The organism is Bacillus sp. BC08 (genome assembly GCF_054326875.1).
This window is the reverse complement of record NZ_JBTGPA010000031.1, coordinates 526,316-551,221: the sequence shown is the minus strand read 5'-3', so window position 1 is coordinate 551,221 and position 24,906 is coordinate 526,316. Positions and strand designations below refer to the sequence as shown.

Annotated in this window: 22 protein-coding genes, 1 pseudogene, 1 riboswitch and 1 other annotated feature (1 of these 25 running past the window's edge); of the genes and pseudogenes, 19 read left to right on the top strand and 4 right to left on the bottom strand. The window is 33.1% G+C overall.

Translation table 11 applies throughout. The features are described from left to right. Nucleotides 1–167 (top strand) — a binding site (T-box leader); it begins 90 nt to the left of the window's first position. An 82-nt stretch (nucleotides 168–249) separates the two neighbouring features. After that, a complete protein-coding gene (lysS, locus tag ACXVYO_RS13500) occupies nucleotides 250–1,803 on the top strand; it encodes a lysine--tRNA ligase (RefSeq protein ID WP_458467415.1) in 1,554 nt (517 codons plus the stop codon). Between the two features lie 54 nt (nucleotides 1,804–1,857). Here the strand turns inward: lysS and ACXVYO_RS13495 are convergent, their stop codons facing one another. Next, nucleotides 1,858–2,286 (bottom strand): cell wall hydrolase, encoded by a 429-nt coding sequence (locus tag ACXVYO_RS13495; protein WP_458467414.1) that lies wholly within the window; start codon nucleotides 2,284–2,286, stop codon nucleotides 1,858–1,860. A 156-nt stretch (nucleotides 2,287–2,442) separates the two neighbouring features. Here ACXVYO_RS13495 and ACXVYO_RS13490 point away from each other — a divergent pair, with 156 nt between their 5' ends. The 3 genes from ACXVYO_RS13490 (at nucleotide 2,443) to ACXVYO_RS13480 (ending at nucleotide 5,172) form a co-directional block, all read left to right on the top strand. Further along, nucleotides 2,443–3,357, top strand: a complete 915-nt coding sequence (locus ACXVYO_RS13490; RefSeq protein ID WP_458467413.1) for an acetamidase/formamidase family protein — start codon at nucleotides 2,443–2,445, stop codon at nucleotides 3,355–3,357. 127 nt (nucleotides 3,358–3,484) lie between these two features. Then, complete coding sequence (locus ACXVYO_RS13485) at nucleotides 3,485–4,192, top strand: response regulator (RefSeq protein WP_458467412.1); 708 nt, start codon at nucleotides 3,485–3,487, stop codon at nucleotides 4,190–4,192. Next, on the top strand, nucleotides 4,189–5,172 hold the full coding sequence (locus ACXVYO_RS13480) for a sensor histidine kinase (RefSeq protein WP_458467411.1): 984 nt from the start codon (nucleotides 4,189–4,191) through the stop codon (nucleotides 5,170–5,172). Before ACXVYO_RS13485 ends, ACXVYO_RS13480 begins: the two co-directional genes overlap by 4 nt. Before the next feature lie 403 nt (nucleotides 5,173–5,575). On the opposite strand, the gene ACXVYO_RS13475 is transcribed toward ACXVYO_RS13480, so the two are convergent. Further along, nucleotides 5,576–6,202, bottom strand: a complete 627-nt coding sequence (locus tag ACXVYO_RS13475; RefSeq protein WP_144535004.1) for a DUF6518 family protein — start codon at nucleotides 6,200–6,202, stop codon at nucleotides 5,576–5,578. 363 nt (nucleotides 6,203–6,565) lie between these two features. Between ACXVYO_RS13475 and ACXVYO_RS13470 the strand changes: the two genes are divergently transcribed. Then, on the top strand, nucleotides 6,566–7,465 hold the full coding sequence (locus tag ACXVYO_RS13470) for a LysR substrate-binding domain-containing protein (RefSeq protein WP_458467789.1): 900 nt from the start codon (nucleotides 6,566–6,568) through the stop codon (nucleotides 7,463–7,465). Nucleotides 7,466–7,537: 72 nt separating this feature from the next. Here the strand turns inward: ACXVYO_RS13470 and ACXVYO_RS13465 are convergent, their stop codons facing one another. Then, the gene (locus tag ACXVYO_RS13465; RefSeq protein ID WP_458467410.1) at nucleotides 7,538–8,527 is read right to left on the bottom strand and encodes an aldo/keto reductase family protein; all 990 of its coding nucleotides are present in this window, start codon (nucleotides 8,525–8,527) and stop codon (nucleotides 7,538–7,540) included. A gap of 487 nt (nucleotides 8,528–9,014) precedes the next feature. On the opposite strand from ACXVYO_RS13465, the gene abc-f reads away from it, so the two are divergent. The 5 genes from abc-f to ACXVYO_RS13440 all read left to right on the top strand — a co-directional run bounded on the left by abc-f (nucleotide 9,015) and on the right by ACXVYO_RS13440 (nucleotide 14,937). Next, nucleotides 9,015–10,643 (top strand): ribosomal protection-like ABC-F family protein, encoded by a 1,629-nt coding sequence (gene abc-f, locus ACXVYO_RS13460; protein WP_458467409.1) that lies wholly within the window; start codon nucleotides 9,015–9,017, stop codon nucleotides 10,641–10,643. Nucleotides 10,644–10,663: 20 nt separating this feature from the next. After that, nucleotides 10,664–11,257: a GNAT family N-acetyltransferase gene (locus ACXVYO_RS13455; protein WP_458467408.1), complete on the top strand. Its 594-nt coding sequence runs from the start codon at nucleotides 10,664–10,666 to the stop codon at nucleotides 11,255–11,257. 265 nt (nucleotides 11,258–11,522) lie between these two features. Beyond that, the gene (locus ACXVYO_RS13450) at nucleotides 11,523–12,293 is read left to right on the top strand and encodes an ABC transporter ATP-binding protein (protein WP_458467407.1); all 771 of its coding nucleotides are present in this window, start codon (nucleotides 11,523–11,525) and stop codon (nucleotides 12,291–12,293) included. Then, nucleotides 12,268–14,199, top strand: coding sequence for an ABC transporter permease (locus ACXVYO_RS13445; protein ID WP_458467406.1), 1,932 nt, complete (start codon nucleotides 12,268–12,270; stop codon nucleotides 14,197–14,199). The genes ACXVYO_RS13450 and ACXVYO_RS13445 overlap by 26 nt, the downstream gene beginning before the upstream one ends. A gap of 66 nt (nucleotides 14,200–14,265) precedes the next feature. Next, complete coding sequence (locus ACXVYO_RS13440) at nucleotides 14,266–14,937, top strand: lipoprotein BA_5634 family protein (protein ID WP_458467405.1); 672 nt, start codon at nucleotides 14,266–14,268, stop codon at nucleotides 14,935–14,937. Nucleotides 14,938–15,002: 65 nt separating this feature from the next. On the opposite strand, the gene ACXVYO_RS13435 is transcribed toward ACXVYO_RS13440, so the two are convergent. Continuing rightward, nucleotides 15,003–15,344 carry a DUF3914 domain-containing protein gene (locus ACXVYO_RS13435; RefSeq protein WP_458467404.1) on the bottom strand — a complete coding sequence of 114 codons (342 nt, stop codon included), beginning with the start codon at nucleotides 15,342–15,344 and terminating at the stop codon, nucleotides 15,003–15,005. A 269-nt stretch (nucleotides 15,345–15,613) separates the two neighbouring features. Between ACXVYO_RS13435 and ACXVYO_RS13430 the strand changes: the two genes are divergently transcribed. The 9 genes and pseudogenes from ACXVYO_RS13430 to ACXVYO_RS13390 all read left to right on the top strand — a co-directional run. Then, on the top strand, nucleotides 15,614–16,855 hold the full coding sequence (locus ACXVYO_RS13430; RefSeq protein ID WP_458467403.1) for an esterase/lipase family protein: 1,242 nt from the start codon (nucleotides 15,614–15,616) through the stop codon (nucleotides 16,853–16,855). A gap of 87 nt (nucleotides 16,856–16,942) precedes the next feature. Beyond that, complete coding sequence (locus tag ACXVYO_RS13425) at nucleotides 16,943–17,986, top strand: homoserine dehydrogenase (RefSeq protein ID WP_458467402.1); 1,044 nt, start codon at nucleotides 16,943–16,945, stop codon at nucleotides 17,984–17,986. Between the two features lie 123 nt (nucleotides 17,987–18,109). Continuing rightward, nucleotides 18,110–19,558 (top strand): MocR-like pyridoxine biosynthesis transcription factor PdxR, encoded by a 1,449-nt coding sequence (gene pdxR, locus ACXVYO_RS13420; protein ID WP_458467401.1) that lies wholly within the window; start codon nucleotides 18,110–18,112, stop codon nucleotides 19,556–19,558. Nucleotides 19,559–19,562: 4 nt separating this feature from the next. After that, nucleotides 19,563–20,477, top strand: a complete 915-nt coding sequence (ddlB, locus tag ACXVYO_RS13415) for a D-alanine--D-alanine ligase (protein ID WP_458467400.1) — start codon at nucleotides 19,563–19,565, stop codon at nucleotides 20,475–20,477. Nucleotides 20,478–20,551: 74 nt separating this feature from the next. Then, nucleotides 20,552–20,657, top strand: a riboswitch (TPP riboswitch). Between the two features lie 123 nt (nucleotides 20,658–20,780). Then, the gene (gene tenA, locus ACXVYO_RS13410) at nucleotides 20,781–21,470 is read left to right on the top strand and encodes a thiaminase II (protein ID WP_458467399.1); all 690 of its coding nucleotides are present in this window, start codon (nucleotides 20,781–20,783) and stop codon (nucleotides 21,468–21,470) included. A gap of 330 nt (nucleotides 21,471–21,800) precedes the next feature. Next, nucleotides 21,801–22,139 carry a heterocycloanthracin/sonorensin family bacteriocin gene (locus tag ACXVYO_RS13405; RefSeq protein WP_458467398.1) on the top strand — a complete coding sequence of 113 codons (339 nt, stop codon included), beginning with the start codon at nucleotides 21,801–21,803 and terminating at the stop codon, nucleotides 22,137–22,139. A gap of 367 nt (nucleotides 22,140–22,506) precedes the next feature. After that, entirely contained in the window at nucleotides 22,507–22,986 is a 480-nt protein-coding gene (locus ACXVYO_RS13400; protein ID WP_458467397.1) for a homoserine dehydrogenase, read from the top strand. Between the two features lie 751 nt (nucleotides 22,987–23,737). Further along, nucleotides 23,738–24,199 carry a nucleoside 2-deoxyribosyltransferase gene (locus ACXVYO_RS13395; protein WP_458467396.1) on the top strand — a complete coding sequence of 154 codons (462 nt, stop codon included), beginning with the start codon at nucleotides 23,738–23,740 and terminating at the stop codon, nucleotides 24,197–24,199. A 13-nt stretch (nucleotides 24,200–24,212) separates the two neighbouring features. After that, nucleotides 24,213–24,887: pseudogene (locus tag ACXVYO_RS13390) on the top strand (N-acetylmuramoyl-L-alanine amidase C-terminal domain-containing protein); the annotation flags it as partial. Nucleotides 24,888–24,906: the final 19 nt, after the last annotated feature.

Here is a 24,906-nt window from a genome sequence, read left to right as displayed (position 1 = left end):
AAGACTTGGAGCTGCGCAAGGAACTAATTTGTTTAGGGATGGTGCGACGGGTTCTCCCGTTATCGAGATAGGGTATAAGCATATTTTGCCGTACCTGAAGAGGTTAATATGGCGACGTATTGACAAACTGAGGTGGTACCGCGAAGCTAACAACTCTCGTCCTCAAGATGAATAATCTTGGGGGTGGGAGTTTTTTTATTGCATAAAACTGAAAATGTGAAAACAAAAAACAATTGAGGTGAGTAATATATGCATTGGGCGTATGAAGTAGCACATGAATTAATAAGGAAACATCCAAACAAAGAAACGTTTGTTTGCGCATCTGGAATCAGTCCATCTGGCTCTGTTCATATCGGGAACTTTCGCGAAATAATAACGACTTATTTCGTTGTAAGGGCCCTTCAAGATTTAGGAAAAAAGACTCGTTTTATATTTTCATGGGATGATTATGATCGGTTTAGAAAAGTTCCTAAAAATATTGATTCATCTTTTGCAAAATATATTGGTATGCCATACAGTGATATACCAGATCCATATGGCTGTCATAACTCCTATGCAGAGCATTTTGAAAAAGAGTTTGAGAAATCGCTTCAAGTATTTGGGGTTGAGGTGGAATTCATATATCAACATGCTGAGTATAGAAGCGGAAGGTATAACAAAAATATATTAGAGGCTTTGTATAAAAGAAAAGAAATATATGATATTTTAATGAGTTTTAAAACTGGAGAGTGTAGTGCAAAAGAGCGAGAGAGTTTTTATCCGGTTACATTATATTGTGAGAAATGCGAGAAAGATGAAACAACGATTACACATTTTGATGAAGTATTAAAAACAGTACGGTATGAATGTGAATGCGGAAATCAAAATGAATTATCGGTATTAAATACAAATAAAATGAAACTGAATTGGAAAATCGATTGGCCGATGAGATGGATGATAGAGGATGTTATTTTTGAACCGGGCGGAAGAGATCATTCCTCGGAAACGGGTAGTTATAATGTATCAAAGGAAATTGCAATGAAAATATTCAATCGTGAAGCTCCTCATTATGTTGCTTATGATTTCATTGGAATTAAAGGCAATCATGAAAAAATGTCTAGTTCTTCAGGAAATAGTATTACACCTAGTGAGTTGTTAAAAGTATATTTACCAGAAGTAATTCTTTTCATGTTTGCAAAATATAGACCAAACGCAGCTTTTCATATCGGTCTTGATGAAGATGTGATTCGCAATTATACAGAATATGAGCGATTGAAAAGTAGTTATGAAAATATAACGCTCAAAAATGAAGATTTACTCGATGTAATTAAACTTTCTAGAGTTGATAGCGGTTTTAAAGAATATCCGAGATTTAATCAAGTAGCAGGAACGTTACCGCTATTAAATTTTGATGCATCTATTTTACAAGATACATTAGAAAAAATAGATAGAGGTTATACATTAGATGCTATGATAGCGATATGTAACCGCGCAGAGTATTGGATAAGAAACTTTCAATCTGAAAAATTAATTGCTGTAAATCAAGAGAGAAATATAGATTTTTACAACACATTAGATGAAAGACAGAAAGAATGGTTAGTAGAAGTTTGCAACATACTTCGTTCTAACAAAGATTACTCTAACTTAATGGAACAATTGTATTCGATTTGCCATCATGAAAATAAAAAAATAATGAAAGAAAATCAAAAACAATTATTTATTATAATTTATAGGCTCATTATGAATCAGACTAGCGGCCCGCGTATACCGCTATTAATACATGTTGTGGGAGTTGGAAAATTCATCACATTATTAGATTTCTAAAAATAAAGGAAACGCAAGTACTCAGTGGTCTAAGTACTTGCGTTTCAAATTTTGCTACCGTGAATATATTTTCGGACATTCATCACCACTAGGTTCATAAAAACAATGGCTTTTAAACTGTCCTACAAACGGCTGATTATACCATTCAGGTGGACAAGCACCAACTGGACGGAAATACCAAAGAGCCCATCGTGCTGGCCAGCGCCATTCACCTTGTAAAACTTTTCTAGCGATATCTTTTTCTGATTCACGAGCGCGTTGATAAAAATATCCGTATTGCACTGCTTCAAATCCGCCGGGACTTTGATATACTGCATCACGTACAGATCGAAGTTGTTTAAAATCTAAGCAATCACAAAATACACGATTAACTACTACGCATCCAACAAGTTGTTCACCTTGTCGACCTTCTCCTTCAGCTTCAGCACGAATTAAACGAGCTAGTAAATCAACATCGCTTTCGTTATATGGAATAAGGGGCATAGTGCTACCACCTTTCTTTACCTGTTATAGTAAAGAGTGTATGTATGAAAATAAGCTAGGTGCTTTTCTATATGTAAATTCATAAATTTTTAAAAGGAGCTTTTATAAAAAACGCTAATTAGTAATTGTAGACCAATATAAAAGGGGAGAGATAAAATGCATCGCATCTATAAAGAACATATTATTTACGCAATGTCACCAGATAATCAGCCTTGTATGGAAGTAGAAGTAGGGAGTCGTGTTGTATTTGAAACATATGATTGCTTTGAAAATCAAATTGATTCTGAAGATGTTGTGTTTCAAGAATTAGATTGGAACCGAATTAATCCAGCGACTGGACCTGTATATATTAAAGATGCAGAACCTGGTGATATTTTAATCGTAACGATTGAAAAAATTAAAATTGCTGAGCAAGGTGTTTTAACTACAGGGGCGAATCTTGGTGTCATGGGTGAAGAGCTAAACGAAAACACAGTGAAAATTGTCCAAATACATAATGAACATGTTTTGTTTTCAAATGAATTACAAATCCCGATTAACCCAATGATCGGTGTTATTGGTACTGCGCCGAAAGAAGAGAGTATTTCATGTGGCACACCGCATGATCATGGCGGAAATATGGATTGTAAAGAGATAAAAGAAGGGACGACATTACTATTACCTGTAAATGTTCCTGGCGCTCTATTAGCATTAGGTGATTTACACGCAGCGATGGGTGATGGTGAAATTGGTGTTAGTGGGGTAGAAGTTGCTGGTGAGGTAACAGTAACAGTTCAAATAATAAAAGGAAAGAAATGGCCACTACCAATGGCTATCCAAAAAGAAAAAATAATGATGATTGCTTCAGCGAAATTGTTAGATGATGCAGCGAATCGCGCTGTACGTAATATGGTAACATTTTTACATGAAGAATTAGAAATGTCTAAAGCTGATGCAACACTTTTATTATCAGCTGCCGGCAATATAAAAATATGCCAAGTTGTGGATCCGCTGAAGACTGCTCGAATGGAACTAGGTATGAATTATGTGGAGAAATTGGGATTTACTTTGAGTAAATTTCATATTAAATAAGAAATAATAGAAGAAGGATGCTGTTGTATAAAAGTATCCTTTTTTGATTTACGGATGATATAAAAAAAGGTAGTATTTATTTTATATAAACGAATATAAGATTGTGGATCGAAAAAGGAGTAAACATATGGTTAAAATTATGATTGTAGAAGACGATATGAAAATTGCAGAACTATTATCAACACATGTCGCAAAATACGGGTATGAAGGAATTATTGTATCGGATTTTCAAAATGTATTAAACATTTTTTTAGAAGAACAACCAGAGTTAGTTTTATTAGATATTAATTTACCAAGTTTTGATGGATACTATTGGTGTCGTCAAATTCGCGGAGTTTCTACATGTCCGATATTATTTATTTCGGCTCGTGAAGGCACAATGGATCAAGTTATGGCGCTTGAAAACGGTGGCGATGATTTTATTTCAAAGCCATTCCATTACGAAGTTGTAATGGCGAAAATTCGTAGTCATTTAAGACGTGCTTACGGAGATTATGCACCGAAAGTAGAAGAACGGATGGTTGAGCAACAAGGTCTTTGTTTATATCCCGAAAGGCTTGTATTGAAGCTTAAGAATCAAGAGATTGATATAACAAGAAATGAAGCTATTTTGTTAGAGATGTTAATGAAAAATTATCCGCGTGTTGTGGGTAGAGAAGTGCTATTAAATAAATTATGGGATAGCGAATCTTATGTTGATGATAATACTTTAAGCGTAAATACAACTCGTGTGCGTAAAAAGTTAAAAACATTACAGATTGAAGATGCAATTGAAACGATTCGTAGTGTCGGTTATAGATTACATATAACTTGGGGTAATGGTATGGAGAAATGATAAAATTATTTATTCATGATCATATACCACTTATTTGTTTTACAGTAATCCAGCTACTAGCCATATTTCTTGTATATTGGTTTGATGGGCATAACCATATTGCAACGGCATTATATGCAATGTTTTTAGGTGTCTTTTTTATGGTAGGTTATTTAGTATTTCGTTACTTTACTCATCGTACGTTCTATGAAAGATTAGCAAATCCGTTGCATTCTTTGGATGATTCTGTTCAAAAATCTGATTTTTCAGCTGTATCTACTGCGCTTCAAGACCTACTTGAGGTGCAATATCGCCATTATCAAAATCAGCTGCAAATACAAGAGAGAAAAAATAATGATCATTTAACTTTTATGAATCAGTGGATACATCAAATGAAAACACCTTTATCTGTAATAGAATTAATTACACAAGATGAAGTCGACCCACGTTTTGAAAGTATAAATGAGGAAACAGATAGATTGAAAAAAGGGTTAGAGATGGCTCTGTATGTCGCACGTTTAGAGGCATTTACACAAGATTTTTATGTCGAAAAAGTACAGCTATATAAAATAGTGAATGATTCCGTGCATGAACATAAACGCTTCTTTATCCGAAATTTTGTATATCCTGAGCTTAAAATTGATAAGGGCATTATTGTAGAAAGTGATGCAAAATGGTTACAATTTTTAATTGGACAAATACTATCGAATGCGATCAAATATTCATCTGGTAGTCGAGAGAAGATTAAAGTAAATGCTTGTAAGGAAGGTAATAACGTTATACTTGAAATTATCGATAGTGGTGTGGGGATACCGAAGCAAGATTTACCTAGAGTATTTAAACCTTTCTTTACAGGGGAAAATGGCAGAGATTTTAAAGAATCAACTGGAATGGGGCTATATCTTGTATATGAAATTACGAAACAATTAGGACATAGTGTAGAAATCCATTCAGAAGTTGGTAAAGGTACCGTTGTACGAATTATATTTTTTAATGTGTAAATAAGTGATCAGGGCTAAAGAACTTTGGAGATAAGTTTTTTAGCCTTATTTTATCCCGCTTTAATGGGCAGTCCGATTGGTTCAACTAATAATTAGTGGGGGATGAAGAAAACTTCCATTGATTAAAGTTTTACCTTATAGCAATTATATGAAATGGTATAAGGTCATCTTAGTATGTATAATGACACGCTATTAAATACGATTGTTAAATTAGAAGTATTTAATAAAAAGCTGATAAATAGTTTTTGTAAGAAAAAAGCCACCCCTTTGAAAGAGATAGCTTCATGAATCCATCCTATGAATAAGTGTATCAACATTAATAAGTATAATGTTCGAATTCGTGATATGTTTTGTAGATTATAATAGAATTTGTCTTTTGTTTTTTCATGATACAGTATTGTAATTAAGTAAACAAACTTAATAGTTTATATCCAATTAATCCTAAAATAGTGATAGGGACCATCATTAAGAAAGAAGAAATTCGATTAGCATTAGAGCGTTCTAATACAAGAATCAAGATAATCCCGACTATCACTTCGGTATATCCAACAGGTAACATGTGACTATAGTCTTCAAAATTTAAAAGAATGTGAAGTCCATCCGTTACAAAAACTCCACTTATAAGTGCGCTTCCGAATTTATGAAGTGGATTTGTAGTATCTTTCCATAGAAAACCTGCAATTCCAAAGATAGTTCCTCCTATAAATGCACATACAATCCATACAGATATAAAATAAATAGAGTGAGCTACATTTGTAATAACTATTGCATAACCATAATAGCCTAATACCATACCGAGTAGTGCAAGGATACCAGAAAGTATAGCTGTACGCTTAGAATAACTAAAGCTAGCCACAAAAAAGGATGGAACTAACCAAACACTTCCTAGATTAGCTAATGAATTCCAATGTCCTGGAAGTATACCTTGCCCTAATTTAGTTAGTATACCAACAATTATCCCTACTATAATCGGGATGAGAAAAATCCTTAAAAACATATTTAACTTTGTGATTTTTAATGTCCTGTCCATAAAATCAATCCTTAGATTAATATTTTCTACAAATATATAATAGCTTATTACAGGAGAGTAATCAATAAAAGTTTATCGAAAAACAATAAGTTATTGTTGGATAACGAATAATATTTTATTTTTATAATTGGGTGAATAAAATATTATTCGTTACTCAACCAAATAGTAAATCAAATAATATATGTAAGTAATGAAATTTCCCAAAACATGTAATTCAACTTAGTATAAATCTCTCGTATTTTCATGAAATGATTTATGATAAAAAAGAAACGAAAAGGGATTGATATAGTGTCCTCCTGTTTTTATTAATAATTTATTAGAAGGAGGGCTTTTTTGCTAGTTGTGAATGTTAGGGGGATTGTAATGGATATTCGTAAAATGAAATATTTCATAGCAGTGGCAGAAGAATTAAACTTTAGTCGTGCGGCAGAACGTCTTATGATGGCACAACCGCCTTTAAGTCAAGAAATTCGAAAGTTGGAAGAAGAATTAGGTGTTCAACTTCTTCACAGGACAAAAAGGATGGTTGAACTTACCGATGCGGGGAAAATCTTTTTAGAAGGTGCGCGCCAAACGTTACTTCAAGTAGATAGAACCATTAAAGAAACACAGCTCGCGGATGAAGGGAAGATCGGGCGTTTAATCATCGGTTTTGTCGATTCTACAGAAACAGTTATAGACATATTAAAAACGTTTCGAGAACGGTTTCCTAAAATTCAGCTTATATTACGCGAGATGACAACAGACCAGCAAATAAAAGCACTCTATGAAAAACAAATTCATATTGGATTTATTCGTTCTAAGCAGAATAATGAAATATTGTCTTCCGAAGTTTGTTCTAAAGAACATTTAAAATTGGTTTTACAAGAAGATCATCCATTAGTTTCGTTACCTAATATTCCTATTAAAGAACTAGTGGATGAACCATTTGTTTTATTTCCTCGTCATTTCGGTACTAACTTTTATGATTTAATTATTAGTTACTTTTGGGAACATGGAGTAAGTTTAAATATTGTTCAAGAAGCAATTCAAATGCAGACGATTGTAAATTTAGTTGCAGCAGGAATGGGGATTTCTGTCGTTCCATCATCGGTAGAAAGTTATAAAAAATCGGGGGTTATGTATAAAGACATTCAGGAACATACACCGGAGATAAACTTATACGCTGGATGGAGACAAGATGAAAAGTCTGTCGTACTCGAGAACTTTTTAGCAGTTGTTAGAGAGATTTATAAGACTCCACAACTTGAATTTGAAAAATAAAGGCCCATCTTGATTGGATGGGCAGTAGTTAATTTAGAAAGGTACTATATTTATTGTTAAGTCACTGATGATTTAACCTGTTTTACTTGGATCATATTCAATGAAACCTTTTAGCACACTATCAATTTGATCCATAATTTCAGGTGACAATGTAATACTAGAAGCAATTACATTTTCTCTTATTTGCTCCGGATTGGAAGCACCAATAATAGCAGAGGAAACAGCTGGATTTTGTAGTACCCAAGCAACTGCGAGTTGAGGTAGGGTGAGATGATTTTCTTGTGCAATAGGATTAAGTTTTTGTATAGCAGTAAGCACATTATCAATCATCCAACGTTGTACGAGTTTGTTAAAAAACGGTTTTCCCGCATCTGAATTAGCACGTGATTGAGCAGGAATTGGTTTACCTGGTTGGTATTTTCCAGTGAGAATACCTTGTGCGAGGGGAGACCAAACAACTTGACCAAGTCCTTCACGTTGACATGTAGGTATTATATCTGTTTCGATCACTCGCCATAACATCGAATATTGAGGCTGGCTAGCGATAAGAGGGATGTTCAATTCTCGGGCAAGTGCTGCACCGCGTGTAATTTGCTCCGATGTCCATTCACTTACACCTAAATAAAGGACTTTACCTTGTCTTACAAGATCTGAGAAAGCTAACATTGTTTCTTCAAGAGGAGTTGTTGTATCGAATCGATGTGCATAATAGATATCAATGTAGTCTGTATGTAGCCGTTGTAACGATGCATTACAATTTTCTATAATATGTTTTCGTGATAATCCACGATCATTTTTTCCAGGTCCGGTCGGATGGCATACTTTTGTACAAAGTTCTATACTTTCTCGGCGTATTCCTTTCAAAGAACGACCAAGTATCTCCTCGGCAATAGTGTCCGAATAAACATCTGCAGTATCGAATGTTGTAATTCCAACATCTAATGCGGCTTTCACACATTCATTTGCAGTATCTTCATTTACTTTTCCGCCATGGTTTATCCAGTTCCCGTATGCAATCTTACTTACTGTTAATCCACTGTTTCCTAGTTTGCTAAATTCCATTGGAGAATCCCTCCTTAAAAATGATAACTTTATTATAAAAACTGAAATGTAGTATGTATAATATAAAATTAATCATACAGTTATATAAAAATTATATAAGAGGGCATGCTTAGAAGGGAATTATTAGGGGAATCTTAAAATAAAGTATGCTTGTTCAATTTGAAGTTAAGAAATGATAAATAGACCTAGAAGAAAACAATCTTTATAATTGCATTTACTCATACAGTACTATCATGGTACAATATGGTTACTAACGACGGAAAGGAATGATGGGTGGACGATGATTAACTAATCTTATTTTTAAATGTTGAAATTAAATAAATTTCAATTTCTAAAAAATAGGATTAGTCTGCCCAATTTCCATACAACGGTATTGCTATTTATGTTGCGCAATAGCTTATTTGGGTATAAATATTTTTACGACTAATCCTGCCAAATTTATTTGGGAGGATTTTTTTATTCTCCCTTAATGAAAGGGATCGGTAGTATGAAAGAACTTTTAAAATTAAATGATGTTTATGTTGAAATAAAGGAAAACACTTTGTTAGAGAAAATGAATGTGACAGTAAGACAAGGGGATGTTATCGGATTAATTGGTAAAAACGGGGCTGGTAAATCAACGTTACTTCAATTAATAAATGGGAAGATTGAACCATCAAAAGGTACTGTTGAATGGATGCAAATGAATATGACAACAGCATATGTTGAACAAGAAAAAGAATCATTTGTTAGTAAGGATATAATTGCAAAAGAAGCGGAACTCCTTGCAAAATGGGGCGTGCCAACGAACGATTTTCTAACTTTAAGTGGTGGTGAAAAGCTAAAAGTTCGATTAGCAAAAGGGTTTGCTGAAAATCCTAATGTCTTAATATTAGACGAACCGACAAATCATTTAGATGAGATGAGTACGGAATTTCTCATTAAACAAATAAAAAATATGAAAGGTACAGTAATCGTCGTATCGCATGATCGATACTTTTTAGATGTTGTTGCAACAAGAATATGGTCAATTGAGGATAAGAAATTAATTGACCATAGCGGGAATTATACGAGTTATATGAAAGCACGGGAGCATAAACGAATGACGCAGCAGCGTGAATATGAAAAACAACAAAAAAAGATAGAACAAGTAGAAACTCATATAAAAGAATTAACTTCATGGTCACAAAAGGCACATGCACAGTCTACAAAACAAGAAGGAGTGAAAGAATTTTATCGTGTAAAAGCAAAGCGAATGGACGCGCAAGTTAAATCAAAACGAAAACGCCTCGAAAAAGAGCTGGAGAAAACGAAGGTGGAACGTGTGAAAGAAGAGTATTCAGTTGAATTTTCTATTCAAGCGAGTAAAAAAGTAGGAAAACGTTTCTTAGAAGTAAAACAATTACGAAAAGAATTTAATAATCGGATATTATTTGAAAACGTTAATTTTACAATTCAGCACGGTGAAAAGGTTGCGATTATTGGACCAAACGGTAGCGGGAAAACAACGTTACTAAAGATGATTATGGGAACAGAAACTGTCGAAGGAGAAGTATGGATTTCACCATCAGCAAACATTGGATATTTAACACAAGAAGTATTTGATTTACCGCTTGATAAAACACCAGAAGAGTTATTTTATAAAGAGACGTTTGAGAAGAGAGGAAAAGTCCAAAATTTAATGAAACATTTAGGATTCCAAGCTTCTCAATGGAAAGAGCCAATTGAGCATATGAGTATGGGGGAAAGAGTGAAATGTAAGCTCATGGCTTATATTTTAGATGAAAAAGATGTACTTATTTTAGACGAACCGACGAATCACCTTGATCTACCTTCACGTGAACAACTTGAAAATACATTAGCTGAGTATAATGGAACACTCGTTATCGTTTCTCACGATCGATATTTTCTGGAGAAAACAACTAACGCAAAGCTCTTGTTTTTAAACAATACGATACAAAAACAGCTTGAACAACCTACGAAAACAAGAGATGAAATTGAAGAGCTACGTTTAACATTAGAAACAGAAAGACAAGAAGTATTAGGGAAATTAAGCTTTTTAACTTCTAAAGACAAAGAATATAAAGAACTAGATGAACGGTTTATGGAGCTTACGAAGCAGATTAAGGCGCTTTAACGTAAGGAAGGGGGATTATGATGGGAGAAGAGAATTTGACTAAGTTATTTAGAATAGATTGTGGTGATATATATCTACAAGAGTTTACGGTCAAAAATGCAGATAGTATTTATGAAATAGCAAATCAACCAGAAATAGAAAAGTTTTTACCAGACTGGAAATCAACGAAAGAACAGCGAGTTAATTGGATTATAAATGAAGAAATACCAGAAAACAAAGCATTTCTTCATGCAGTGACAACTACGAGTAACATAGATGATCACATATTAAGACTAGGAATATTTAAGAAAACCACAAATGAATTTATTGGATGGTGCTGCACAAGCATAAAAGAAGAACTCCCTGCACCGAACAGAGAAATTATGTATGCTGTTTCAAGTGAATATCATAATAATGGTTATGCAACGAAAGCGACAAAAGGTTTGATCGATTATTTGTTTGAAAGTACAAATGTAGATGTCCTAAACGCAATTGCAGTAATAAATAACGTATCTTCAAATAAAGTTATTGAAAAATGCGGGTTTACTTATTTGAATCAACAGACGATAGAAAATCAAACTTATAATCATTATGTATTGAGTAAATCCGAATGGATAAAAAATAGTGCTCTTTAAAGGGGATCATGCAATGCAAAAAGCTTAGAGTTAAAACTCTAAGCTTTTTGCATTTATATAATAAAGTTTTGATATACAATTGTATTTCCTGCCACTATACAATTATTATAAGATAATGCGTTAATATTAATTTTCAAAAAGTTTATTGCTAGTTTTTTCAGAAATCTTACAAGCGTGTAAGATAAATGAAAGATGAATCAATATGAGATAAAGGGCAATTCATTTACACTCTATTGTGAGAAGTGCAAATGAAGGGAGAATAAAAATGGAAATTTTACATGCGAAAAATATTAGTAAAGTATATAAAGGGAAAATACCTTTTAAAGCATTAGTGGATATTGATTTATCAATTCAAGAAGGTGAATTTATAGGGATCATGGGGCCATCAGGTAGCGGGAAAACAACGTTATTAAATATGGTATCTACTATCGACTCTCCAACATCGGGTGAAATAGTAATAAATGGTACAAATCCTTTCCAGTTATCATCTGAAGATTTAGCTTTATTTCGTAGAAAACAATTAGGATTTGTATTCCAATCATTTAATTTGCTTAGTACGCTTACAGTGAAGGAAAATATCGTATTGCCGATGACATTAGATGGTGTTACTGTGCAAGAAATGAACAAACGAGTAGAAGAAATTGCAGCGAAATTAAATATTACAGATATATTGAATAAAAGAACGTTTGAAATATCAGGGGGACAAGCTCAAAGAACAGCAATCGCTCGTGCAATTGTTCATAAGCCGCAATTATTACTTGCAGATGAACCGACAGGGAATTTAGACTCTAAATCTTCAAATGATGTAATGGAGATGTTAGATACTCTAAATAAGGAAGAAAAGGCAACGATGATGTTAGTTACACATGATCCGTATGCAGCGAGTTTTTGTAGCAGAGTTATTTTTATAAAAGATGGTCAATTATATAATGAAATTTATCGTGGTGAAAGCAGGCAAGCATTTTACCAAAAGATTATGGATGTCCTTTCTTTGTTAGGAGGGAAAAGGCATGACTTTTCGTCAATTCGCATTTAATAATATTTTTCGCAATAAGCGTACATATGCAGCTCATTTTTTAAGCAGTGCATTTTCGATCATGATTTTCTTTACGTATGCTCTTTTATTATTTCATCCTGATTTACAAGGTGAGTTGAAATCGACAAGTGCAACAATAAGTGCATTTGGTACATTGGGATTTTCAGTTTCGCAAGGATTGATTTTTGTATTTTCATTTTTCTTTATTTTATATTCAGTTAGTTCGTTTTTAAAAACACGTAAGAAAGAATTTGGCATTCTAATGATGCAAGGTATGTCAATGAGGCAGCTTAAGAAGTTATTATTAATTGAAAATATGTTGATTGGACTTGGTTCAATTTGTATAGGGATTTTCATTGGACTCATATTTTCTAAACTAGTCTTATTGATAAGTGCAAGTGTATTAATGATTAATAATGGTTTACCTTTTTATATACCAGTGCGTGCTGTATTATTAACAGTTATCACATTTCTTTTCTTGTTTTTAATTGTTTCATTATTTACATTTAAAATGATAAAAGTAACGGAACTTGTGGAACTTATTCGAGCAGAGGAAAAGCCAAAACCTGAACCGAAATCTTCAATTTTATTATCGCTACTTTCTTTAATTAGTATAGGGTATGGATATTTTTCAGTATTTCGCTTCATACCAAGTACCAATTTTATTACACTTGGAATAGGTGTGCTCCTAGTAATTATAGGAACGTACTTTTTATATACACAGTGTAGCGTTTATATATTGCACCTTGCTAAAAGGAGAGAATCTTTCTTTTTAAAGAGAACAAATATATTAACATTTTCTGAATTAATTTACCGTATGAAAGATAATGCAACGATGTTTTTTATAGTATCTATTATTTCAGCAGTGGCATTTACAGCAATCGGTACAACAGCTGCCCTTGGGAATAGGAATTTAGTATGGATGACAAATCCATATACATTTCTGTATGAAAGCTCTGAAAATAACAAGTTGGCAGATAAACATCTCTCAATGATAAAAAAACATCTCGCGGATGCAAATATTCCGTACCGAATGGCTTCATCTTCAAATAAATTTACAGAAAGTAACGTAAATGTATTGAAGTTAAGTGAATATAACGAACTTGCGAGAGCACTCGGTTATAAACAAGAAACGATTGAAAAAGAAGATGAAATGTTACTAATCCCTGGGAGGGTGTCACAAAAACAAGAATTTAAAAATGGTGACTATAAAAAAAATATTGAAGTCATTCAAGGAGATTGGACAAAGACATTTCGTGTAAAAAAAACTGTGGGGGATTTAGTTTTACCACATGATTCTAGTAGTATTTATATTGCTGTTCAAGATCATGTATATGATGAAATTCCTCTGACGAATAATCCAAAAGATGAAAATATTCAACATCGTACTTACGGATTTGTTGTAGATGATTGGATAAAAACGAAAGAGATTTCAAATCAATTAAAGAGTATATTCGATAAAGATCTTAGGGACAGAGATTTCTACTTTGAAGCTTTAACATTAAACTTGTTGGAGGCAAAGCAAAAGAATGGTTTATTACTTATGGCAAGTGTTTTAGTCGGAATCGTTTTCTTTACATTTGCTGCTAGTTTTATTTATTTCCGATTATATACTGATTTGGACCGTGATCAACAGCAATATAAAATGATTTCGAAAATGGGATTAAGTAAACGAGAATTAAAAAAAGTTGTAACGAGACAGTTAGTATTAATGTTTTTCTTACCGATTGTTATTGCAGTGATTCATACTGTAGTTGCTTATACCGCATTACAACAATTAGTCGATTTTTCTATTTTAAATAGCTCTATCGTTATTTTAATTTCATTTATATGTATACAGGTTTTATATTTCTTTATAACACGTTGGTGTTATTTACAAAAGCTTTATAAAACTATGGAGCAATAGAGTATATCAGCTTGTTAGATTACTCAAAAGTATATAAAAAAGAAGTGAATTAAGAAAGGAATTGTGATGAAAAGAACATTAACCATTTTTATGTTAATTATAATACTTTTAATAAGCTTTAGTGCTTGCTCTAAAAATGAAAATAGACTTCCAGCCAACGGTGTATTAATTTTTGGAGACGAAAATTATACTTCACCAATTATTAATCGTTATAAGGAGATTACGAAAGAAAATGAAGTGTTTTCTGTGAAAATAGATACATTCGGAATAGGACAAGTAGTAATTTTAAATGAATCTACAGCGCAAGCGTTGATTAAAACAAAGGTTTTTCGTGAAAGAGAGAATGGATCCAAATTTAGACCTTTAGATACGTTACCTAATTTACCAAAAGAAGGATCGCTTTTGTTTGCAAGTGAAGATGAAAAAAAATTGAAAAGTATTGAATTAGAAGAAACGGAGATTGCTGTTACATACGGTAGTGATGCTTGGATAGGTAACACTCGTAAATATCCAACCCAATCGTATGTAATTGTAGCAAAAGATAGTGTATATAAAGAAATAAAAGCAAATGAAACGAAAATGCAACTTCTCCATCTGAAAAAGTCTTTAGGTGATGAAAAACCTAAAATGTCGACAGATAATACATTGATAAATGAAAAAATAAAAGTAGAAAAGTTAATTAAAGATCATAAAGGGGAAGTTTCATTTCAGTTTGTAACAGTAGGAGAAAAATCTTAAAAAAGAGTTCGAGGTTGATAGAAACTTTATCAACCTCGAACTCTTTTTAATACCATTTAAATAACTTACATTACTTCATTTAATCGTGTTTCATTCGTTTCTTCAATACCATTTGCATATTGAACCGAACTATCTTGAGTTTCCTTCTCTTTACGGGACTTTTGTAGCATTTCAAGTATCACCCATAAAGGAACACCTTTATCTTTTAACATTTTCCATAAATCTAATTCGTTAAATTTATGCTCAGGTTGTTTCATCTCTTTTTCAGATGAACGAATATCAAACTTGATTAAATCATTTGATTTTTTATCTTCAAGTTTAGTAGAAGAGATAGTATTATGCTCAAGGTTAGATGGAGTTATTTTAGTAGGTTGAGATAATGTATGAATATTTAATCCGATTTGCATGCCTTTTCCTCCTCCTTAAGTAATGGAATTAGTTTTCTTATGATTTTTAAAGTTATTTAACTTGAGGAAACTAAATCTAATTATAAATTCAAATAATAAGATTTACAAGTCGTATTCTAAAAAGTAAATGCTTACTTGATTTAATATTTATCAACATTTGTGTATGTTTTCTGTATATACAATGTATATAAAATACTTTACATTATGTTTAAGTTAAGAACTCTTTTTTAATAGAAATATGTAAACGTTTTATTAAGGGGGGAGAAAGAATGGGGAAGTTAATTTTAAAAATATGTTTTTTCGCATTAGTGACTGTTTTTTCGTTCACAGTAAAAACAACATACGCTGAAGAGAAGCAACAAAATAATTATCCTATCATACTAGTGAATGGATTTGCTGGCTGGGGTAGAGAGGAAATGTTAGGGGTTAAATATTGGGGTGGTGTTCATGATATACAAGAAGATTTAAAAAGAAGTGGCTATACAGTACATACTGCTGCTGTTGGACCAGTTTCTAGTAACTGGGATCGCGCATGTGAGTTATATGCGCAAATTAATGGTGGTACAGTAGACTACGGTCCCGCACATTCTGAGAAACATGGACATAATCGTTTTGGCAGAACTTATAGTGGTTTTGCACCGAATTGGAGTGAAACCAATAAAATTCATTTAGTTGGGCATAGCATGGGTGGACAAACGATTAGAACATTGGTACATCTATTAAAAGAAGGTAGTTTTGAAGAAAAAAATTATGTGAAAAATCATTCGAACACGAATATATCACCACTATTTGAGGGCAAGAAATCATATGTTCATAGTGTGACAACATTAGCAACTCCTCACAATGGCACGACACTTGCGGATGGTAGTCTTCTAGTACCGTTCGTTAAAGATTTGCTCATTACAGCTGCAAGTTTTGGAGGGAATAATAATTTATCGTTATATGATTTTAAATTGGATCAATGGGGTATAAAAAAGAATGCTGGAGAGTCTTTTTTCCAATACACTGATCGTATTGTAAATAGTTCACTTTGGAAAGATACAAAAGATATAAGTCAATGGGATTTAAGTACAGATGGTGCAAAGGAGCTTAATAATTGGGTAAAGACACAATCTGATGTGTATTACTTATCCTATAGTGGACATGCATCACAAGCAGCACCTATTACAGGCTTACATCTACCTCATATAACGATGAATAAAGTGTTAATGGGTAATGCATTTTTCTTAGGTTCCTATGCAAGATATGAAGTAAACCGTCCATTAATTGATACTTCTTGGTGGCAAAATGATGGTGTAGTAAATACAAATTCTATGATCGCGCCTTCTTCTAATACTGTGGTAAATAATAATGAGATTTTACAGATGGGAAAATGGAATCATATTGAAACGAAAGCAAATTGGGACCATCTCGATATGGTAGGACTTAGTGTTTCAGACACGTTAGGTTTTTCTAATATTCAAGAGTTTTATAGAACAATTGCAGAAAAGCTATCAAGTTTACCGAGATAGGTAATAATAAAGCGCTCTCGATGGAATTCGGGGGCGCTTTATATTATATTGAAAGAGGGATTTGGTAGAAAAATATGGGGGGATATTATGAAAGTTCAAGTTGTATTATCAGGATATGGGACAGTAGGAAGAGAGTTTATAAAATTATTAAATGAAAAATATTTATATATAAATGAAACATATGGAATAGATTTAGTGGTAAGTGGCGTATTAGGTAGAAATGTTGCAATACATAATGAGGATGGCTTATCTATTCATCACTTATTAAGATATGGTGGCGGTAGCTCTGCAATTGAAGAATATATTGAACATCATCCGAAGGAACGAGCAATAGATAACATAAGTGGTACTGTACTGGTGGAATCGACTGTTACAAATCTTAAAGATGGAAATCCAGGAAAACAATATATAAAACAAGCGATTGAGAAACATATGGATATAGTAGCAATTTCAAAAGGTGCACTCGTTACAAACTGGAGAGAAATAAATGAAGCAGCAAAAATCGCAAATGTACGAATTCGATATAGTGGTGCAACTGCGGCCGCATTACCGACACTTGACATTGGTCAATTTAGTTTAGCTGGTTGCTATATTGAAAAAATAGAAGGGATATTAAACGGGACTACAAATTATATTCTTTCGAAAATGAATGAGGAAGATATTACGTTTGAAGAAGCACTGAAAGAAGCGCAAAGTAAAGGAATTGCTGAAACGAACCCAATATTAGATGTAAGTGGTTCTGATAGTGCTTGTAAATTGTTACTTTTGACAAACAGTTTAATGGGAACAGAAAATACGCTTGCAGATATACATATAAAAGGAATCGAACATGTTACAAAACAACAAATTCGACATGCTAAGGAACAAAATAAATATATTAAATTAATAGCTTCAGCATATAAGGATCAAGAGGGTAAAATAGCTCTTAAAGTAGAACCGTACGAAATAGATAAGGATCATCCGTTAGCAAATGTAAATGGGACAGAAAAAGGGATTACGTTCTTTACAGATACGATGGGGCAAGTTACTACAATTGGTGGCGCTTCCAATCCACGCGGAGCCGCAGCAGCAGCTTTAAAAGATATTATTAACTTATATCGTAAAGATTTGTACCGTATTAATGAGGAGTAAAATCCACCATTGATTATTAGCCTTTATTTTATAAGACCGTACCGCCCTTTATAAAAAATACATATGTAGTGGACCTTTTGAGAATGAAATAAATATGCAAAAATAATTGTAGGGGGTAAGGAATTGTTTAAAGATTTTAAAGTTGTCAAAGATCGTCCTGTTTATATTCAATTGAAAGATTATTTGAAAAAGATGATTATGAAAGGGCATTTGCTCGGTGATCAAAAAATTCCTTCAACGAGGGAACTTAGTGAATTACTAAGTGTGAGCAGAAATACGGTGCTCGCTGCTTATGCAGATTTAGAGCAAGAAGGACTCATTTATGCAGTTAAAGGAAAAGGGAATTTTATTGCGAAGGTTGATATTTCAAACACTTCGTCTGTTGAAATAGATTGGAAAAATAAACTTAATACAGTTACCTTATTAGCGGATGAATTAGATTTAATGAAACATGGTGTTCGCTGGGAAAAGGGAATGATTGTTTTTAATAGCATTGCTCCAGACGAAAAGCTATTTGATGTGGAAAATTTCAAAAGAGCTTTTCTTACTCGTATGTCCATTGAAGGTGATGTCGTATTAAATTACGGATATGCAAAAGGTTATAGACCGTTAATGAATTATCTACTTCATTATATGGAAATGAAAGGCGTAGATATTTCGAACAAAGACATTTTAATTACAAATGGATTTACAGAAGGATTAGACATTGTACTATCCTCGTTATCAAAAAAATCAGGGCGGGTTATTTGTGAGAATCCGACCCATCATGCTGCACTCAAGCTTTTCCGCTTACATGGACTTGAAGTTCATGGAATGAATATGAATGAAGATGGCATCGATACGAACGAAGTGGAACAAAGTTTACGTGAAAAGGATTTTGATTTCGCGTATTTAATTCCTTCTTATCATAATCCAACCGGTATTGTCACGAGTTCAGAGAAAAGAACGGAACTGATGAGATTATTTTCAAAATATAAGGTTCCTATTATAGAAGATGGGTTTAATGAAGAGTTACGTTATTCAGGTTCACATTTAGCACCATTATTAACTTTTGCTGGTGCGGGTAATAATGTGATTTATATTAGTAGCTTTTCGAAAGTACTTTTCCCTGGTTTACGTGTAGGATGGATCATTGCCGATAAAGAACTGATTCATTATTTAGAAAGTGTAAAAAGAGCAAGAACAATTCACACATCTACTTTAGATCAAGCTGTTCTTTTTCAATATTTACATGAAGGATATTTTGAAAAATATTTAAAAAAGGCAAGGTCTGTTTATAAGAAAAAATATGAGTTAGCTGTTGGGGCGTGTAACGAGTACATTCCGTTTCAAAGAATGACCGGTGATGGTGGACTGCATTTATTTATAGAGTTAGAAGAAAAAATTCATGCCCGCACACTTTTGCAAAAGTGTTATGAGCAAGGGGTTACATTTTCTCCTGGAGATGTTTTTTACTCTGATGGAGGAGGAGCGAACACGTTTCGATTAGGATTTTCACGTTTAAAAGAAGAAGAAATAGTTCGGGGAATCAAAATAATTGGTGATACAATAAAAAATGAAATTTGGAGTTGAGGAAATGAGAATTGGCGTTATTATGGGGGGAGTATCCTCTGAAAAACAAGTATCAATTATGACTGGAAATGAAATAATTGCAAATTTAGATAAAAATAAATATGAAATCGTACCAATTACGTTAAATGAAAAAATGGATTTAATCGAAAAAGCGAAAGATATTGATTTTGCATTGCTCGCATTACACGGAAAATACGGAGAAGATGGGACAGTTCAAGGAACACTTGAAAGTTTAGGTATTCCTTATAGCGGCAGCAATATGTTATCTAGCGGTATATGTATGGATAAAAATATTTCGAAAAAGATTTTACGTTATGAAGGAATAGAAACGCCAGATTGGATTGAACTTACAAAAATGGAGGATCTAAATCTTGAGGAACTAAATAAGTTAGGATTTCCGTTAGTGGTAAAACCAAACTCTGGTGGCTCAAGTGTCGGGGTAAAGATTGTCTATAATAAAGACGAATTAATTTCAATGCTGGAAACTGTATTCGAATGGGATTCTGAAGTAGTAATTGAGAAATATATAAAAGGTGACGAGATTACATGTTCTATTTTTGATGGAAAACAGTTACCTATCATTTCGATTCAACATGCTGCTGAGTTCTTTGATTACAATGCGAAATATGATGATACTAGTACAATTGAAGAGGTTATCGAACTTCCAGCTGAACTTAAGGAACGTGTAAACAAGGCTTCACTGGCTTGCTATAAAGCATTAAAGTGCAGCGTTTATGCAAGGGTGGATATGATGGTGAAGGATGGTATTCCATATGTAATGGAGATTAATACATTACCAGGGATGACGAAAGCGAGTTTACTACCAAAAAGTGCAGCTGCAGCGGGAATTGAATATAGTAAACTATTAGATATGATTATTGAAACTTCATTAAGAGTAAGAAAAGAAGAAGGCTTTTAAGTAGAGGTATCATGAATAATTTTTGACAGTTACATGAAGTATGTTATGATGAATACAATACGAAAATTAAATATTTTATCCACTAGGGGGGCCTATTATAGGCTGAGATCAAATTGGAATTTGAGACTCTTAGTACCTGATCTGGTTAATGCCAGCGTAGGGAAGTGGGAAAGACATTGCTATTTTATGAATAAAAACTGTCAATTTCACTTTCTTTACGCCTGTAAAGAAAGTTTTTTTGTTTTACAGATTTAATAATGGTGGGTAAATACTTAAATTTCATACATAATTGGAGGGATTCAAATGACTTTTTCACAATCATTACGTAAAGAAGTAGACTCAATTTGGGAAGCTAGTTTTCATCATCCTTTTGTAAAAAAGCTTGGTGAAGGAACGTTAGATTTAGCTAGTTTTCGCTATTATGTGCTTCAAGATTCGTATTATTTGAGTCACTTTGCTAGAGTACAAACTTTAGGAGCTGCAAAAGCATTGGAATTAGAAACGACAGCTCGTATGGCACACCATGCTCAAAATACATATGAAGCAGAATTATCCTTACATGAAAATTTTGCGAAGAAACTAGGGATTACACAAGAAGAAAAAGATAATTTTATCCCTGCTCCAACTGCATACGCATATACTTCACATATGTATCGTGCTGCGTATGAAGGGCATTTAGGTGATATCATTGCAGCAATTTTACCTTGTTATTGGTTGTATTATGAAATTGGTGAGCGTTTAAAAGAGTGTCAGCCAGAAGAACCAATTTATAACGAATGGATTTCTGCTTACGGATCTGATTGGTTCCGTACATTAGTTGAAGAGCAAATTACACGGTTAGATACTATCGCTGAAAAAGTAACAGAGGCAGACCGAAATCGAATGAAACAACATTTTATTATTAGCAGTCAATATGAATATTCATTTTGGGAAATGGCTTATACATTAGAAGAGTGGCCAGCGAGTACAGAAGAGAAAAACGTAATAGGATAAAGAGAAGAGGTATCGCAAAAGGCGCATCAATCTAAGTGCGTCTTTTTTTAATTTATCCCGCTTTAATGGGCAGCCCGATTGACGAGGGCTGATAATCAGTGGGGGATGAAGAAAACCCCCACTGATTAAAGTTTCACTTTATAAAAATGAGCCCGTGGAAAAATAACCGAAAAATAGGTACATGAACAAGGTGCATCATCTAGTGATAGGTCATATTTTGTAGGTGTACGTATTGAACTTAGTTTATAGCGCTATTTCTACTTAGATTTAACGAACAGAAATATAGGAAAGCATTGAAAAGGTTGAAGTTTATAAATGGAGGTCATAAAAATGAATAAGTTTCAACAAGAACTACAAGCGTTAAGCCTTAATGATTACCAGTCTGGAAATATTGTGTATTGGGACCAGCAAAACCAATATCCATATTACTATATTGAAGATGCTGTTCGTCGCTGTGGAGGTTGTGGTGGTCGTTGTGGCGGTTGTGCGGGTCGCTGTGGTGGATTTCGTTGTGGTGGGTTCCGTTGTATTGGTTGCTTCGGTTGTTTTGGTTGTGGAGGCTGTGGCGGTTGTGGAGGCTGTAGTAGCTGTGGTAGTTGTTCTAATTGTTTTGGTGGTTTTAATGGTACTACTGATACAACTGGTACTATTGTAACATATGAATATTGATAGGAGAAAAAGGAATCCATTAGTGAAGCATTATATAATTTTTATAAAAGAATTTAATTAAAACACATATAGCATTCAAGTGAAAGAAAGATATTTAGATTTTTAGTTGTAAATCAAGATAAAATCGAAAAAGCAATGACTAGATTTAAAACCTAATCATTGCTTTTTCATATTTTTATCATCAAATAAGAAATCTGTTGCTTCTAGTTAGTGGGTAGCGAAAGAAATTATTACAACTATGTAAGGTTAATGTAATGTTAATCAATAGTAAAAGAATATACTTGAGTGTATTTTAAATAAGATTTAAAAGTACTGTTTATTTTTTTAATATTGGGGTAAGTAAAATTTTATTAGGAAGTGTATTAAAATGATTGAACTTAAATCTATTATCCATTCGTACAAACTAAAGAGAAAAATAGCAAGGGATTTATACGGAAACAGAGATGAATTGACACTGTTATTAAATGAATTTAATAACATGAAACACACAGTAACATGTGAAAAAAAGAAAAATAATATATTATCTCGTTTACAATTAATTTATCAGAATATGAAATTAGATAAACGGTATCCTCTTCCAATTACTTTTAATAGTAAATTATTGAATCGATTAGAAAAAGAATCTCTTCATTCTATTGAGGAAGGTATAGCATGTCTACAATTAATGTTAGATATAAATTATGAGAAAATAAAACAATATGGATCGAGTACAAGTAGGTCATTTGTTCCATTATCGCAGTCTTCCATTTGTCTTGCTGATTGTGTTTGTATAACTGGATTTGCATTAGGATTACTAGGTGCAATTACATTTGGAGGATTTATGGTATCTGTATGTTCAATTACATAATGGTTGATGTTTGCAAGAAGGGCACTGAATTAAGGTGTTCTTTTTTATTTCTATTGTAAAATTATTGTAGAGGTTAATACATTACATCATTCCTGTCGCAACAAAGGAGTTCAGCCCCAACGGTGCGTGTCAAGGGGCTGAACTTTGAGTGCTCTTCTTTAATAGATAAATATAATTATCAATCTCTCGCATTATACTAGGTTAATTAAATATATAGCTTGATATTTACATGTAGTGATGTAAACAAATCTGAATGGATTATTGCGATTCTAGAGATTGTAAAGCCATACATGGATGAAAAAGATTTTGAGCAAGTAATATTTAAAACTGTAGTCCTTATGCAAGAGGAATTGGATAGTAAATAAAATTGTTATTTCATTGTAAGTAAAAAGAGCACACATATAAGTATGTTCTTCGATAAGAAAGGTAGATCCCTATGAGCGGAGAGACTACATACAATATCGTATGTTTGTTTCTTTAAATATGAAGAAAAATTCAGCAAAAGGTCAACGTAAAGTCAATGAAAATTCAACAAAAATACTATTTGGTAAGTACACGTAAAAAAGAGCAGCTAGCAAAAGCTAACTGCTCATGTAAGAAAATAGGAGAAAAATAATCATGTGTTTACATTATTTACGGAATTTTGAGTTTTATTCAGGGGGAGATATTCATAAATTTTTAATAAACGATAATATCTATGCAATACACGGAATATTTAAAGTTTATAAGTGTAAAAGGAGGTATAGGTGGTATGGAAAAAAAGAATACAAGAGTAGTTAGGGTATTTATAGCAAGTCCATTTTTTAATGATGAACAACTTAACAGGGTAAAGAGACTAGAAAATGCGCTTAGTAACAATCCTTTTGTTGCAGATATTTTTTCAGCTAGGTTTTATCAACATGAACATTTAACTTTTGGATCTATGGAGTGGAGAACTGTAGTTTTTCATAATGATTTAAAATATTTAAGAAGAGCGGATGTAGTAGTGGCAATTCATGATTTCGTGAATGGGTGTGTAGATAGTGGCACGGCTTTTGAAATTGGTTACGCATATGCATTTCAAAAGCCTATTATTTTAATAAAAGAAAAAGAAAGTATACCTAACCTTATGTTAGTTGAAAGCTTACATGCCTATCTGACAAATGTAGAAGATGTTGCCACGTATGATTTTATTAATATGCCACGTATTCCATATAAAGGGCCACTGGAGTGAATTGTAGCGGCACAACATTCCTTTTGGTAACTATGCATTTTGCCGCTTTGTTTCCATTGCTGATGCAAAGAAAGAAGCGCAAGACTTCTGGGGATGGGGTAACAAGAGTGCTACGGTTTGTGTTGCAGATGTAGAAGTGAAAACAATGAATGATATGAGAGTGGGGACACAAGCGTTTATCGATGAGTTATACCGTTTAGGTGCTAAGAAAGTTGGTTTATATGTCGGTCATCATATATATGCACCTTTCGGTATGGCGAACGTAAAAATTGATTTTGTATGGATTACGCGTTATGGCGGTAATAAGCCAGCATATCCTTGCGATATTTGGCAGTACACGGAAACAGGAAATGTACCTGGTATTGGTAAATGTGATTTAAATGAATTAATCGGAAGCAAGCCGTTGTCTTGGTTTACCGGAGCAGAACAGAAACAAGAGCAAGTACAAGCGGGGGTACCTAAACAATACATTATCCATTCAGGTGCTTTTTCACCGTATGAGGTTCAAAATGTTATGCAAGCTTTAACATGTGTTAAAGCTTGCATAACATGTGTTAAAATGACAGCGAACTTCAAATTACAATCTGATGGCTTAACGTATTGTGTTTCTGAGCCAACATCAGATACACAACTTAATGCAATGAAAGAATACCTTGACCGTAAAGGTTGGTGGTATGAAGTTAAGTAAAAATAAGAGCCGTCCTGTT